The following is a 15200-nucleotide window of genomic DNA, read 5'->3' as shown; positions in this document are numbered from 1 at the left end:
TCATTTCGCCGTCCTTGCCCGGACGCGCCGAATTTGAGGTCCCTCATCTGCCCACCTGCCCGTCCCATGGCACGAAAGTACGCAGGTCGAATGACTGCGAGGCTCCGGAGGCCCACGTCACGGAGACCTCCGTACCGGAAACCACGACGGCGGCGGCGGCCTTAAGCGATTCGGGCACCGGAGCCGGACCCCGGGTCAGCGTGTGGAGGGCGACATGGACCGTTTCGACAACCGCGCGTTGGGCCGACAGGCTTGGCACAGCGGAGTGCTCGCCCATGGCGTTGGCACCCTTGTAGTGGGTGTGGTCCGGTTCCTGCCAACCGTACACAGCCGTCACGGAAGCAAAGACGCCCCCGTTGCTGACCCAGGACGTGTCCTCTGTCTTTCCCGCCTTCAGGCGAGCGGCTCCGGCGACGGCATGCCCGCCTTCGCGCACGGAAAACTCCACCGGCCCGATGACAAGATGACAACGCAGCTCATGGATGCCGTCCACCACGGACACCGTGGTGACCGCTGTTCCGGGCAGTGACTTGCCATACAACTGGGGAACGTGGACCGATCCGCTGATCGAACCCTCCGTACGGGTTGCCCGCAAGGCACATCGCCGGCTCGCCACGCCGTCGGAGCCTAACAGGGCAAGGTGGCCGTCGATGTTCTCCTCCCACGCCGGTCCGGTCCCCGGCGCGGTGTGGGTGGAGTAGGAGAACTTGGCATAGTGGGGGTCGTCGGGGTCCGTGCCGCCCTCGACAGGCAGGCCGCAATGATCGCTGCCGTGATTGGTGAGACGGACCAGGCCGCCATCACTGCTCAGGATCCACCCGGCATCAGGCAACGGACGTACGACGGCGGGCCCATCAGTAGGTTGCGGCTCCTCCACGTCCTGCCACACCTTGTGCTCCGGCGGCAGAGCCAGGCCCAGGAAGCCAATACCCGCCAGATACGGGGACCCGAAGCCGCTGTACGCCTGGCAGGATCCCAGGTGTTCGTCATACCAGCCCAGGTTCGGCGGGCCGTCCACTCCTACGCCCTTCGCCGTAAAGTTCGCCAGCACACCGGAGGCCAAGCGCCTGGTAGCCCCTGGCGTCAACGGATTTACTCCCGAAATTTCCGCACACCACAAGGCAGCGAGAACCGCCGTGCGGTTGGCCAAGGACCGCCCGACGTGCACGACGGCGCCGTCGGCGGCAAACATCAGGCTTTGCGTGCCTACAAACTCCCGCAACCGCTCCAACTGGCGCAGGCCCTCAGGCGTGTCCTCCCGGCCAGTCATCGAGTACCACGCCCACAAATAGGGGTGGATGGCCCAGGCGTTGTAGTAATCAATGGCGTGCTCCGGCCCATCCGTGTACCAGCCATCACCCAGATACCAGGACTCCACCCGGGCCACATTCCGTGCACCCGTGCAGCCGGACACGTCCTCTCCCACCGACCGCAGGAAACCCTCCGCCATCGCCGGGAAAAGCTGCCAGTTGTTCCCCCACACCTCAAGCCGGGCGTGGTGCCGCAACCACTCCGCCACCTGTTTCTTCTCACCCGAAGCCAAGGGCTCCCACAGCCAATCCCGGGCAATGTGCAATGAGAACGCGATGTTCGCGGCCTCCACGATCGAGTTGGTCACCCCCAGCAACGGCGACTTGCAGGTCACGCCCATGGGCCAACGCTCAGCACCATCAGGGTCGGTTCCGGCAAGCAGCGCCTCCCGGTACCACGCAGCCAGCCCCAGCCGATCCTGGCCACGCGCACCGGCAATGCGGGGTGCCGCCATCAGCAAACTCCGGCCGATGGTCTCCATCCCTTCCCGGCGCTCGCCGTCGCGTGTTACCCGGCCCGGGAGTCTTGGACTGGCTTTGAGCGGGCTGGAGTAAGTCCGGATGTGCTCGAGCCAGTGATCGGCCGTGGCCTCCCAATGACTGCGGGTCCAGCCAGTGATCGGGGAAAGACCGGTGTGTGGTCCGGGCAGCCAGGACAAGGTTGCCGGGAGGGACTGATGTGCCGTGGAGGGCTGTGTCACGGTGTTGGATCCTTGGGTTTTTTCCGGAGCCTATTTGGCCAGTGCTGATTCGTATTCGCCGCGAATGGTGTCGCCGCCGTTCTTCTTCCAGTCCGCCACGGCACTCTTGAGGGCATCCATGGTCCCGCGCCCTGCGATGACAGCTGTGGCGGCGTCGGAAACCGGCTGACCCAGCTTTGCGCCCTTGCTGGCGTTGGTCGGGCTGAACAGGGTGCCGCAAGGGTCCTCGACCCCGAGCGGAATGAGCTTGGAGTAAGCGTTGTGCATGACGTCGACGATGTCCTTGTTGCTGGGGTCGTACACCACCTGCTGGGGAGCTGCGAGGTACTTCCATGGCACGGCGTTGTCCAGCAAGGCCCGCTCGGTCACCACGGGGTTGCCGTTGGCATCCAGGGTGTAGTCCGCTCCTTCTGCGCCGTAGTTGAGCAGCAGGTATTCTTCGCTGCCAAATGGTGCCGCCAGGAAGTTGGCCACGGCCAGGACTTCCTTGAGCTTGGATTCGTCCGCTTTCTTCAGCATCACGGTGCCGAACGTGATGTTGTCCAGCCAGGTCTGGGCCTTGCCGCCGTCGTGGCCCACCGGGATGAATGGCACGGCCTTGTTGGCCTTGTTCGCGGCGGGGACGCTGCGGCCGTAGCCAGTGGGCCCGATGTACGCGGGCAGACCGTCGTAGATCATGGCCACTTTCCCGGAGATGAACGAGTTCACCATCTGGGATTTCGTCCACCCCTCGGAACCCGGTACGTACAGTCCGTCCTTATAGAGCTTGGCTGCGAATTCGATCGCGGCCATGTATTCGTCCGTCTCGAACGCCCGGGTGAGTTTGCCGCCGTCGTTCTTCCAGACGTTCGGCGTCCGGAACATGTGGTGGAGCATCGTGAGACCGAACTTGGTACTGCCCAGCGCCCACTGGTTTTTGGCGGGATTGGTCAGTTCCTTGGCCACCCGGTAGAAATCGTCCTTGTCCTTGATGTCCTCGGTGGATTTGAGCCCCACGTTCTCCAGCAGCGTCTGGTTCACGAATCCGGAGCCGCCGGTCAGGTTGCGTGGGATGGGCAGGGAGTACAGCTTGCCGGCTTGCACGGTCTGCTTCCAGAAAACCTCCGGAATGGCGGCGAGGTTGGGATAGTCCTTGATTTTGTCGCCACCCAGCAACGGCGTCAGGTCCGCGCATTTGGCCTGCAGGAACTCCACGATGTTGGGCACCGCAGCTCCGTCGTTCAACATGAGGTCCGGCAGCTCACCGCCCGCGATGACCGTGTTGAACTTGGTGGCGTAGTCATCCGAGGAGACCGAGGTGATCTCCACCTGTCCACCCAAACGGGCTTCAATGGCCTGCCACGCGGGATTGTCTGCACGGGCGTTGGGAGCCGTGCCGAAAAGGTTTGTGATGGCTGTGATCTTGCCGCCGCTGAGGGGTGCTCTCGGCACGCTCCGGAAGGGCGTTGGGTACTTGTAAAAGGCCGACGGGACGCCTTCGGCCGTACCGGCGATGTCTGCGGCTGCCGATTTGAGTGGCATGTGCGTTGGCAGCAACGCCTCACTGGCGTTTGAGGCCACGTTGGTGGTGCGCTGCCCGCAACCGGCCAGGGCCCCGCCGCTGAACAGTGCCAGGGCGCCAATGCCCGCCACGGAAAGGAAGCTCCGGCGGCTGGGGCCGGGAGTCGGGACTGCGTTCATGGGATTCCTTTTCGAGAGTAGAGAGTTTGCTTAGCCTTTGATGGCGCCGGTGAGGACGCCCTTGGTGAAGTACCGCTGGAGGAACGGGAAGACGATCACGATCGGGATCAACGAAATAACGACGACGGCCATCTGGATCGCCTGGGACGGCACCGCGATCTCGGCTACTGCGGAGTCGCCCATGGGTTGGCCCAACAGGACGTACTGGCGCAGGATCATCGACAGCGGCCACTTGTCATCGTTCAGGTAGAGCATGGCGTTGAAGAAGGCGTTCCAATAGCCCACCGCGTAGAAGAGCCCGACGACGGCCAGCACCCCGCGTGACAGGGGCAGCACCATCTGGACCAGGATCCGGAAGTCTCCCGCGCCGTCGATCTTGGCGGCCTCGAACAGTTCGTTGGGCAGGTTCATGAAGAAGGACCGGACCACCACGAGGTTGAAGGCACTCATCAAGGTGGGAAGGACCAGTGCTGCGTAATTGTCCAACAGGCCGAGTTCCTTGACCATGAGGAAGCTGGGAATGATACCTGGGCTGAAAAGCATCGTGAACAGTGCGGTCATGAGGAAGAAGCGGCCGCCCACAAGGTCCCTCCGGGTAAGCCCATAAGCCATGGCTACAGTGACCACCAGGGACAATGCAGTGCCAACGGTGGTGATGAGCAGGGAGCGGATCAAGGCATCGGTCACTACGCCGCCGGCAAAGATGGTTTGGTACGCGGCGAAGGTGGGTTCCTTGGGGAACAGCACCAGGCCGTTGTTATTGGCGATCTCGCTTTGGCTCGAGAGGCTCGTGGCCAGGACTGCCAGCAATGGGTACAAGGCAAGAAAGCAGATGACTACCAGGGCGATGGCTTTGGATACTTGAACCACCGGCTTGGGCTTTTCCATCCAGACGGGGCGGCTGTCCTTTTTCACGGGGCGGTTCCCGCGACGGCCGAGGCCTGCCACCAAAGTGCTACTTGGATTTGCCATTGGAATAGACACCTTCCTGTCCGAAGAGGTGGGCCAGCTTGTTGGCTCCGAGCACCAGGATCAGCCCGACGATTCCTTTGACCAGCCCCACGGCGGCCGCCGGACCCCACTGCCCGTCCTGGATGCCGTGGAAGTAGACATAGGTGTCCAGCACTTCGCCCGCGCCCGGGCCGACGTTGTCGCGTTGCAGGACGATCTGTTCGAAGCCCACTGAAAGGATGCTGCCAAGGTTGAGGATGAGCAGCAGGATGATGACGGGCATGATGCCCGGGATGGTGATGTGCCAAAGTCTGTGCCGGGCGTTCGCTCCGTCCACGGCTGCGGCTTCGTAGAGCTCCTGGTCCACGTTCATGAGCGCGGCAAGGAAGATGATGGTCCCCCAGCCTGCGTCCTTCCAGATGGATTGGATGGTCACAAGGAAGGGGAAGAATTCGGGGGTGGTCATGGCGTCGAAGCGCGGAAGACCCAGGTTTTCCAGGAGGTGCGGGACGGCTCCCGTGGCACCGAGGACTTCGGAGAAGACGGCCACGATGATCACCCAGCCAATGAAGTGCGGCAGATAGACGACACTCTGCACGAACTTGCGGATCCTGTTGGACACGATGCTGTTCAGCAGCAGTGCCAGGCAGATGGGGACCGGGAAGAACAGCGCCAGCTGCAAACCGGTGATCACCAGGGTGTTGCGGAGAGCTTCCCAGAAGGCACCGTCCTGGAACATCGCCGCGAAGTTGTCCAGTCCCACCCAGACGCTGTCCACAAAACCGAGATAGGGCTTGTAGTCCAGAAACGCGATGATGTTGCCGGCGAGCGGGACGTAGTGAAATACCACGAAGTACAGGAAGCCCGGTGCGATCAACAGCAACATCACTTTGTCGCGTCGGATGCGGGCCATCAGGCTCTTCTTGCGGACCTGCCCTGCGGCTCCAGCAGGAGGGCGGTCACGACGGCGGCCTGGCACCGCCGTCGTCGGCCCGCCGACGTCGCGCGTCGCCCGGGGCGTAAGTGTCTGGCTGTTGCTGCTCATGTATTTCCTCTGTCTGCGCCGGTTGCCGGCGATGTGGAGTGGCCCGGCGCTTGGAAGCGACCGATCGGCTGAAATAGTAAGCGTTTACTATGGAGAACAAGCTACCCAGTGAAATTGTGTGATGTCAATAACACGGCTCTCGCCCGCACTGGCGGCGTAGTTGGCATTGACAGCGTTTTGGAGCTGCATCTACGCTGACATCCAATAGCAAGCGATTTCTATAGTTTTCTCAACCACAACCGGACGGAACCCAGCAGTGACCACCAAGCTCGAGCACATCGGCCCCATGAAGGCTGCTTTCGTGATGGGGAGGAACAATCTGTCCACCCTGTTCAGCACCGAGGACCTCGCCCGGCTGCGCGGTATGGTCACGCTGCTTGAACCCGGGCCCGTTGCAGATTTCTCCGCGCCTGGCGTTTTCGAGTTGCTCGCAGAGGCCGAGCTGCTAATCACCGGCTGGGGAGCCCCCGCTATCGACGGCTGCGTCCTGGACCGGCTGCCGCAACTGCGCGCAATCGTCCACGCAGCGGGCACCGTCAAGACATTCCTCTCCCCGGAGGTCCATGAACGTGGGATCCAGGTGTCGTCCTCTGCTGCGGCGAATGCGGTGCCGGTGGCCGAATTCACGTTTGCGGCAATCATCATGGGCCTCAAAAGAGCCCGGCGATTCAGTGAACAGCTGCGCACAACCGGCGAATCCCGCAACGCTGCCGGATTCCCCACCATAGGAACCAACGGCATAACCATCGGTCTGGTTGGCGCGTCGCGTGTAGGACGCCTGGTGATGGGACTCCTGAAGAACCTCGACGCGAGGGTGCTGGTCTACGACCCCTACCTTGACGCCGTCGAGGCTGCCGGGTTGGGTGTCGAATCCGTAGGCCTGGAACAACTTTGCACGCTGTCCGACGTCGTCAGTGTCCATGCCCCTGACATTGCCGAAACGCGCGGCATCATAGGCGCGAAGGAGCTCGGCTTGATGAAGGACGGCACTCTGGTCATCAACACCGCAAGGGGCGTATTGATCGACGCCGCCGCACTGACCCGGGAGCTGGTTTCCGGCCGGCTCGATGCCTATCTCGACGTCACGGACCCCGAACCCCTTCCTGCCGGTTCGGTCCTGCACACCCTGCCCAATGTTGTGCTGACTCCCCATATTGCGGGGGCAATGGGCAACGAGATCCACCGTTTGGGCAGCCAAGCGGTCATGGAAGTTCGCCGATTGAGCGAGGGCTTGCCCTTGGCTTATCCGGTTTTGGCTGCGGATCTTGCAAGAATCGCCTAGTGACCGAGAAAAACTCCCCCACAGATTCCGCCACCGCCCGCGGCGGCAGCGGCGCCACGATTGCCGACGTCGCCCAGGCGGCAGGCGTGTCAGTGGCTACCGTATCCAGGGCCCTGAGTGGCAACTATCCGGTGGCCAAGGCCACCCGTGAACGGATCCTTCGCTCCGTGTCGGACCTTGGTTACGTCGCCAACGCCCACGCGCGTGCCCTGGCCGGCGCCACCACCCGGACAGTGGGAATCATCATCAACGACGTCGCCGATCCTTTCTTCGCGTACATCGCACGCGGAGTGGAGCGTCAGGCGAGCGCCGAGGGACGGCTGTGCCTCATCACCGCCACCCATGGTGACAAGGAACGTGAGCTGGCGCTGGTGGACCTCATGCGGGAACAACGCACCGACGCCGTCATAGTGGTGGGCGGGGCATCCGACGACCCCCGATACCGGAAGCAGATGGCCGACCGTGCGCGGGCACTTGCAGCGGCCGGTTCTTCGCTGGTCCTGTGCGGGAGGCCGTCCCTCGGGCCGGGTGTGCCCACCAAGATGGTCACCTATGACAACGAAGGAGGCGCCTTCGCAATCACCGACTACCTCATCTCCCAGGGCCATCGCAGGATTCTCTACGTTGGTGGTCCCAGCGGATTCTCCACCACCGCGTCCCGGCTGGCGGGCTTCTACCGTGCCCTGGACGCCCGCGGGATTGAGCGGGACCCTGCGCTGGTGCACGAGGGTGCGTTTGGCCGCGGTTTCGGGTACAGCCGCATGCGCGAATTACTGGATCAGGACCTCGACTTTACCGCGGTCTTCGGGGCAAACGACCTCGTGGCCGCAGGCATCCTGGAAGCCCTCGAAGAACGAGGAATCAAGGTTCCCCGGGACATTTCGGTGGTTGGCTACGACGACGTTCCAGTAGCCAGCGAGCTGCGTCCCCGGCTCACCACTGTGCGGGTCCCGCTCGAAGAACTCGGGCGCGAAGCCGTCCGTTTGGCGTTGGCACAGTCACCCCACGACGCCGGCGCCTCCTCTGACAACACCCTCACCGTCGGTACGCACATCGTCATCCGGGACTCCGTTTCGTCTCTCAACAAGTTCTGAGCACTTCTGTTCATTTCTGTTGAGGGGCGCGGGAACCGGAAATAAGGTGGCGGGAAACTTCCGCCGCCACACCCCAGGCCTCAACAGTTTTGAACGGAGCAGTTTTGAACGTTATTGGATCACCCATGAGCCGCAGGACCCTTTTCCGCACGGCAGGAGCAGCCGCACTCGCGGGCGCGCTCCTTTCCCAGGGAGGGCCGTCCTTTGCGGCCGGTGGCCTGCAGGAACTCATCGATCGACGCCGTCAGGTCCTCACCGGTGGCCGAAGCGCTGCGGACATTCCGGAACTCGCTGGACAACTTGAGGGCATGGGCGCTACCACGGAGAAGTGGTGGTCATCCATGGACAAAGCTCCAGTGCGGACGTCCCTCTGGAGCGACCTTCCCCCCGCTGGCATCGGACAATCTGCCACAGCGACCAACAACCTGGGCCTGCATTTCAACCGCCTCTACGATATGGCTTTGGGCTACTCCGTCGCCGGTACCCCCTACGCGGGGAATCCCCAGCTGGCTGAGGACATTGTTGCCGCCCTGAAACTCCTCAATGACACCGCTTACAAACCCGGCATGCGCGCAGCCGGCAACTGGTGGTTCTGGGAAATCGGCGTTCCCCGCAAATCCGTGGACATCCTGACGCTCCTGCACGCCGAGGTTCCGGAGACACTCCGCACCTCCCTCCTGGCCGCGGTGCGCTGGTTCGCGCCAAATCCGAATTGGCGCGGGCGTGCTACATCCCTGGCCGAGACCGGGGCCAACCGAGTGGACAAATCCCTGGCCTGCTGCATGCGTGGCATCCTGGACAACAACACAGACGAGATTGCCCTTGGCCGGGACGCTTTGAGCGATACCGTGCGCGGCGGCACCAACAGTGTGTTCACCTACGTCACCAGCGGCGATGGCTTCTACACCGATGGCTCCTTTGTCCAGCACACTTACCTGCCCTACGCAGGGACTTACGGCGTGGTTGCGTTGGCAGGCATCGCCGAAATCATCGCCATGCTGGGCGGTAGCGACTGGGCCATCAAGGATCCCAAGCAGTCGGTGCTCCTGGACGCCGTTGAGTCCACTTATGCTCCATTCGTATGGGACGGCCGGATCATGGACACCGTGCGAGGGCGTGCCGTCTCCCGGCAGCGTGAACCCGACTACGTCAGCGGCTTCGGTTTGATCTCAGCGGTGCTCCTGCTGGCTCCCGGATGCGAGGAGCCCCACCGCTCCCGTTTCCTGGCGCTGGCCAAGGGGTGGCTTGAACGGTGTGCCGACCAGAAGCTCGTGGGTCATCCCACCCAGAGCCTGGCCAAATCGCTGCTTTCCTTGGCCGTGCTCACCAATGCCTCCGTGACAGCTGCTCCCGCCCCGGTCTACAGCCGGATGTTCGCCGATCAGGACCGGCTGGTGCACCACCGCCCCCAGTGGGGCTGCACGGTGAACCTCTCCTCCAAGCGAATCGGCCGCTACGAATGGGGCAACAGCGAGAACAACCTCGGCTGGTACCAAGGCGATGGCATGACCTTCCTGTACACCCGGCAGGACCCCGCGCAGTTCAGTGCGCATTTCTGGCCCACGGTGGACCCATACGCTCTTCCGGGAACCACCGTCAATGACCAGGTCCGGGCCAGCGGTGCTGGCGGGGCCGGCACAGGAATCCCCCGCGCTTACCAGGCCTTCGCCGGTGGACTGACCGTTGACGGCCGTTGGGGCGTGGTCGGCATGGACCACCTCAACCACAACAAATCCCTGTCAGGGCGGAAATCGTGGTTCTTCCTGGACGACGCCGTGGTGTGCCTTGGGTCGGGTATTACCGGCACTGGTGGCGCGTTGGTGCAGACCACCATCGAGAACAGGTCCTTCGCCGTGGGTTCAGTGCCTGCGCTTCGCACGGATTCCCGCAACCGCGTGATGGCTCCAGGCGATGCTCCCGTAAGGCTGAAACGCTCACTGCACATAGAAGGACACGGAGGCTACGTTTTCCTGGATGCGCCCGGTGTCTCCGGAAGTCCTGACGTTGCCGTCATCCGCCGCACGGGAAGCTGGTATGACATCAATTCCGGCGCGGACACGGGTGGCAGCGCCGAGCCTGCAACGCGGGACTTCGTCACCGTGACCCACCGCCACGGGACGGATCCGGTAGATTCGGGCTATGCGTACATGGTGCTCCCCGCAGCTACCCACGATGCCACGTTCTCTCAGTCCGCAAACCCGGCCGTAAAGGTGCTTGCCAACTCGGCAGATGTCCAGCTGATCGCCGCGGACGAGGACGCCCTGGTGTTGGCCAACTTCTTCGCAGCGGGCGGTGCGTCCGGCTACACGGCATCGGGTCCGTGCACCCTCGCCACCCGCCAGAGCAACGGAAAGCTCACGGTGTCTGTGGCCGATCCATCGCGCACACAAAGCAGCGTCCGGATCACGTTGCCTGGTTCGTGGACCACCACGGTTCAGTCCGACGACGGCGCAGTCCTGGTGGGCGTCAGCACCATCGAGGTCCAACTCGACGGGCACGGCCACCAGAAGAACCTGACGCTCGGCACCTAGCCAGGCCCCGCCGTCGAACCTTGATTCCCGACGCCGGCGCGCGAGATCGCGGGAACGCTGCCAAAGCGTCCGGAAGTTTACGCACGAAAAGGACGGGTTCCAGCGAACTCGGCGGCTAACGCAAAAGGAGGGCCGGGAAATCCCGGCCCTCCTCCTGTGTTTACAGCGGTGAGGCTTACGCGTGGGCCTTGATGGCCTTCGCCAGGACCTCGAGGCCGTCGATCAGCAGTTCGTCGCTGATAACCAGCGGCGGGAGCAGGCGGATCACGTTGCCGTAGGTGCCACAGGTCAGGATGATGACACCTTCCTGGAGGCAAGCGGCAGCAACGGCCTTGGTGAGCTCGGCGTTGGCTTCCTTGGAACCGGCCTGGACCAGTTCGATGGCCAGCATGGCGCCGCGGCCACGGATGTCGCCAACAACAGAGACTTCAGAAGCCAGTTCGCGGAGCTTGCCCAGGGCGAGCTCTTCGATGTGGCGGGCACGGCCGTTGAGGTCGTGCTGTTCCATGGTGTCGATCGCTGCAAGTGCTGCTGCACAGGCAACCGGGTTGCCACCGTAGGTGCCACCGAGGCCGCCGGGGTGAACGGCGTCGAGCAGGTCGGCGCGGCCCGTGATCGCGGACAGCGGCATGCCGCCGGCGATGCCCTTGGCCATGGTGATGATGTCCGGGACAACACCTTCGTGATCGACGGCGAACCACTCACCGGTGCGGCAGAAGCCGGACTGGACCTCGTCGGCGATGAAGACAATGCCCTTTTCCTTGGCCCAAGCGGACAGTGCCGGCAGGAAGCCTTCGGCCGGAACGATGAAGCCACCTTCACCCTGGATGGGTTCGATGATGATCGCGGCAACCTGGTCGCCACCGATCTGCTTCTCGATCGCGGTGATGGCGCGCTTGGCAGCCTCGGCGCCTGTGATCTCCGGGTTCTCTTCACGGAACGGGTAGCTCATGGGCATGCGGTAGACCTCGGGCGCGAACGGGCCGAAGTTGGTCTTGTACGGCATGGCCTTGGCCGTCAGTGCCATGGTCAGGTTGGTGCGGCCGTGGTAGGCGTGGTCGAAAGCAACGACGGCGTCGCGGCCGGTAGCCAGGCGGGCAACCTTGATGGCGTTTTCCACGGCTTCGGCTCCGGAGTTGAACAGCACGGTGCGCTTGGCGTGGTCGCCCGGGGTGAGGCGGTTGAGCTGCTCGGCAACTGCAACGTAGCCCTCGTACGGGGTCACCATGAAGCAGGTGTGCGTGAAGTGCGCGGCAGCTTCCTGGACAGCGGCGACGACGGCGGGGTCGGACGCGCCGACGCTGGTCACGGCGATGCCGGAGCCAAGGTCGATGAAGGAGTTGCCGTCGACGTCGCGGATGATGCCGCCGTCGGCGTCTTCAACGTAAACGGGAACGCCCGAGGCGACGCCGGCAGCAACGACGGCGGAGCGGCGCTCGGCCAGTGCCTGCGACTTGGGGCCGGGGAAGGCGCCGTTGATGTTGCGCTTCTGCTCGATGCGGTACGAGAGTTCGTTCGCGGTGGTGGTCATGAGGGTTTGCCTTTCTGAAGAACGGGGAAATTCTTAGGCGTCGAGCGCGGACATGACGTGCTTGATGCGCGTGTAGTCCTCGACGCCGTACATGGAGAGGTCCTTGCCGTAGCCGGACTGCTTGAAGCCACCGTGCGGCATCTCTGCCGTGAGGAGGATGTGGGTGTTGATCCAGACCGCACCGAAGTCCAGGTCGCGGCTCATGCGCATGGCCGTGCCGTGGTCGGTGGTCCAGACGCTGGACGCCAGGGCGTATTCGACGTCGTTCGCCAGCTCGAGCGCTTCCTCTTCGGTGCTGAATTTCTGGACGGTGATGACCGGGCCGAAGGTTTCCTTCTGCACGATGTCGTCGCTCTGCTTGGCACCGGTGATGATGGTGGGCTCGAAGAAGAAGCCCTTCTCGCCCGCGCGGTGTCCGCCGGTCTCGATCTTGCAGTTCTCCGGGAGGTTCTCCACCACGGAGGTGACGGCGTTGAAGTGGTTCACGTTGTTGAGCGGACCGAAGTAGTTGTCTTCGTCGTTCTGGGAACCGGTGTGCAGGGTCTTGGTGTGCTCCACCATGGCTGCCACGACGTCGTCGTGAACCGAGTCTTCGATGAGGACGCGGGTGATGGCGGTGCAGTCCTGTCCGGCGTTGAAGAAAGCGAACTCGGCAATGGCCGCGGCGCTCTTCTTGATGTCGGCGTCCTTGAACACGATCGCCGGAGCCTTGCCACCGAGTTCCAGGTGGGCACGCTTGAGACCCTTGGCCGCGCCGCTTGCAACGGCGATGCCGGCGCGGACGGAGCCGGTGATCGACACCAGTCCGGGAACCTTGTGGTCAACCATCATGGAGCCGGTCTCGCCGGTGCCAAGGACAACGTTGAGGACGCCTGCAGGGAAGATCTCGCCAGCGAGGCGTGCCAGCACCAGGGTGGACTCCGGGGTGGTGTCCGAGGGCTTCAGGACAATGGTGTTGCCGGCGGCCAGGGCGGGGCCGATCTTCCAGATGGCCATGAGGAACGGGTAGTTCCAGGGGGCAACCTGGGCTACGACGCCGATGGGTTCGCGGCGCACGTAAGAGGTGTGGCCTTCGAAGTACTCGCCTGCGGACTTGCCTTCCATGAGGCGTGCGGCGCCGGCAAAGAAGCGGAGCTGGTCGGCGCCGGCGGCGATTTCCTCGGAAGCGATGAGGGAACGGACCTGTCCGGTGTTGCGGTGCTGCGCCTCAACGAGTTCGTCACTGTGGGCCTCGACGGCGTCGGCAAGCTTGAGGAGCATGAGCTGGCGCTGGCCGGGGGTGGCCTTCTTCCAGGACTTGAACGCCTCGTTTGCTGCGGACATGGCTGCGTCCACATCGGCCTGCACCGAAATGGGAGACTTGGCAACGATTTCCCCGGTGGCGGGGTTCACGATGTCCAGCAGACCCGTACCTGCCGGCGTGACGAATTCGCCATTGATGAAGTTCTGCAAGGTTTGAACCACGGTGTGCAACCCTCTTTCGGTGTCTGGGCATGGGTTTTAGCTGATCAGAGCCTATGCCAGGGAGGGGGTACGGGGAATAGTCAGCTGCACACACAAGGCCACCGCGCTTAGTGCGCTTGACCAGCACCGGGTTACGCTTAAAGCATGGCCCTGTCCCTTGCTTCGCTCGTCGCTGTCCCGTCCCTGAAACTCCGCCAGTCCGGCCTTGCCGAGACCACGTGGAACCAGGACATCAGCTGGGTGGCGGTGACCGAGCTGGAGGATCCGCAGCGCTTCCTCAGCGGCGGTGAATTGGTGCTGACCACGGGCTTGCGCCTCAAGAGTGCGGCCGACCAGCGGCGATTCGTCCGCCAGGTCCAGCGCGCAGGCGCCGTGGGGATTGGCTTCGGCATAGGCCTCACCCACGAATCCGTTCCGGAGGCCTTGATCGCCGAGGCCAACCGGTGGGGACTTCCCTTGGTGGAGGTGCCCTACGAGATCCCGTTCATCGCCATCGGAAAGCTCGTTGCAGAGTCCCACTCCGCGGACCACTACTCCAACCTGGAGCGCCTCCTGGCCGGGCACCAGATCCTCGCCCGTTCGCTCCTCACCGGTGGCGGCCTCAACGAACTCCTCAAGCAACTGGGCAGCATGCTGCGCACCGATGTTGTGCTCACCCAGTTCAGTGCCCAGCTCTACAACAGCGTGCCCGGGAAACCGGCCCCGACGGCGGATGGCTGGGCTTCGTACCCGATTCCCACCGGCCGCAGGGACGCCTGCACCCTCTGGCTCCGGCAGCCGTTCATCGACTCGGGGATCGTCAGCTACGCGCAAAACCTGATCAGCGTCGAGCTCAACAACATGGTCAAGCAACGGCAATCCCAACGCGCCATGGCCGGACAGGTGTTGGACGACGTCATCCACGGCACACTGGAAACTATCGAAGCCGCTCGCCGCTTGGCCGGGGTAGGTATCAACAGCACCCGGAAGAACGTGGTGCTGGTTGCCGAATCCACGGCACACCACAAGCAACTGGTCAGTATCTCCCTGCCACAGGCGCTGGAAGGTGGCGTGAGCGCCGTCGTCGGGAAGGATCTGGTCACGGTGGTGACCGACGACGGCAGCTCGGCCACTGCCCTCGCCAAGAGCCTCAGCGACCATCTGCAGGAAGCCGGCATCCACGCGGTGATCGGCATTGGCGGCGCCTACACCAAGCCGAACGGCCTGCGCTGGAGCTACTTCGAGGCCCGCGACGCGGTGGCCCATGGCCTGCCCGTCAACGAGCCCGAGCGCCTCAGCCTGACCTCCCTGCTGCTCGCGAGCGAGGACGTGCCCTTGGCGGATATGGCAAGCGAGTCGCTCACTCCCCTTCGCAAGTTCGATGCCGCCCACGGCGCCGAGCTGGTGGCCACCTTGGAAAGCTACCTGAACCACAACGGTTCCGTGGCGGCGGTGGCCGAAGCTCTCACCCTCCACCGGAACACCGTCCGCTACCGGCTGGCCCAAATCACCGAACTCACCGGCTACGACCCCTCCCAGACCCAGGACCGCGTCCAGTTGTGGCTGGCTTTGGCGGTCCAGCGCCTGGGCTCCCGAAACCCGCGGTAAGCGTACGACGGCGGCACGCGCCTC

Annotated in this window: 10 protein-coding genes; 4 read left to right on the top strand and 6 right to left on the bottom strand. The window is 63.7% G+C overall.

Annotated features, from left to right (window positions below; all coding sequences use genetic code 11):
- Positions 1 to 43 precede the first annotated feature (43 nt).
- From ACFUOZ_RS06550 to ACFUOZ_RS06535, 4 genes are read right to left on the bottom strand one after another with little or no spacing between them, the layout of a single operon-like run.
- Complete coding sequence (locus ACFUOZ_RS06550) at positions 44 to 2011, bottom strand: DUF2264 domain-containing protein (protein ID WP_377545941.1); 1968 nt, start codon at positions 2009 to 2011, stop codon at positions 44 to 46.
- Between the two features lie 30 nt (positions 2012 to 2041).
- On the bottom strand, positions 2042 to 3691 hold the full coding sequence (locus tag ACFUOZ_RS06545; RefSeq protein ID WP_377545939.1) for an extracellular solute-binding protein: 1650 nt from the start codon (positions 3689 to 3691) through the stop codon (positions 2042 to 2044).
- 30 nt (positions 3692 to 3721) lie between these two features.
- Complete coding sequence (locus ACFUOZ_RS06540) at positions 3722 to 4663, bottom strand: carbohydrate ABC transporter permease (protein WP_377545937.1); 942 nt, start codon at positions 4661 to 4663, stop codon at positions 3722 to 3724.
- The gene (locus tag ACFUOZ_RS06535) at positions 4647 to 5687 is read right to left on the bottom strand and encodes an ABC transporter permease (protein ID WP_377545935.1); all 1041 of its coding nucleotides are present in this window, start codon (positions 5685 to 5687) and stop codon (positions 4647 to 4649) included. Before ACFUOZ_RS06535 ends, ACFUOZ_RS06540 begins: the two co-directional genes overlap by 17 nt.
- A 256-nt stretch (positions 5688 to 5943) precedes the next feature.
- Here ACFUOZ_RS06535 and ACFUOZ_RS06530 point away from each other — a divergent pair, with 256 nt between their 5' ends.
- From ACFUOZ_RS06530 to ACFUOZ_RS06520, 3 genes are all read left to right on the top strand, one after another.
- Complete coding sequence (locus ACFUOZ_RS06530; protein WP_377545933.1) at positions 5944 to 6969, top strand: hydroxyacid dehydrogenase; 1026 nt, start codon at positions 5944 to 5946, stop codon at positions 6967 to 6969.
- Positions 6969 to 8063, top strand: a complete 1095-nt coding sequence (locus ACFUOZ_RS06525) for a LacI family DNA-binding transcriptional regulator (RefSeq protein ID WP_377545931.1) — start codon at positions 6969 to 6971, stop codon at positions 8061 to 8063. Before ACFUOZ_RS06530 ends, ACFUOZ_RS06525 begins: the two co-directional genes overlap by 1 nt.
- Positions 8064 to 8188: 125 nt before the next feature.
- On the top strand, positions 8189 to 10594 hold the full coding sequence (locus ACFUOZ_RS06520; protein ID WP_377545929.1) for a polysaccharide lyase 8 family protein: 2406 nt from the start codon (positions 8189 to 8191) through the stop codon (positions 10592 to 10594).
- A gap of 175 nt (positions 10595 to 10769) precedes the next feature.
- On the opposite strand, the gene gabT is transcribed toward ACFUOZ_RS06520, so the two are convergent.
- A complete protein-coding gene (gabT, locus tag ACFUOZ_RS06515) occupies positions 10770 to 12125 on the bottom strand; it encodes a 4-aminobutyrate--2-oxoglutarate transaminase (RefSeq protein WP_377545927.1) in 1356 nt (451 codons plus the stop codon).
- A gap of 33 nt (positions 12126 to 12158) precedes the next feature.
- Entirely contained in the window at positions 12159 to 13589 is a 1431-nt protein-coding gene (locus tag ACFUOZ_RS06510) for a gamma-aminobutyraldehyde dehydrogenase (protein ID WP_377545925.1), read from the bottom strand.
- A gap of 144 nt (positions 13590 to 13733) precedes the next feature.
- Here ACFUOZ_RS06510 and ACFUOZ_RS06505 point away from each other — a divergent pair, with 144 nt between their 5' ends.
- Positions 13734 to 15176 (top strand): PucR family transcriptional regulator, encoded by a 1443-nt coding sequence (locus ACFUOZ_RS06505; protein ID WP_377545923.1) that lies wholly within the window; start codon positions 13734 to 13736, stop codon positions 15174 to 15176.
- The last annotated feature ends 24 nt before the right edge of the window (positions 15177 to 15200 follow it).

Origin of the sequence: Paenarthrobacter sp. NPDC057355, from assembly GCF_042667405.1 — a bacterium.
Classification (GTDB): domain Bacteria; phylum Actinomycetota; class Actinomycetes; order Actinomycetales; family Micrococcaceae; genus Arthrobacter.
Note: the sequence above shows the minus strand (reverse complement) of the source record. Positions and strands in the feature narration are given on the sequence as shown.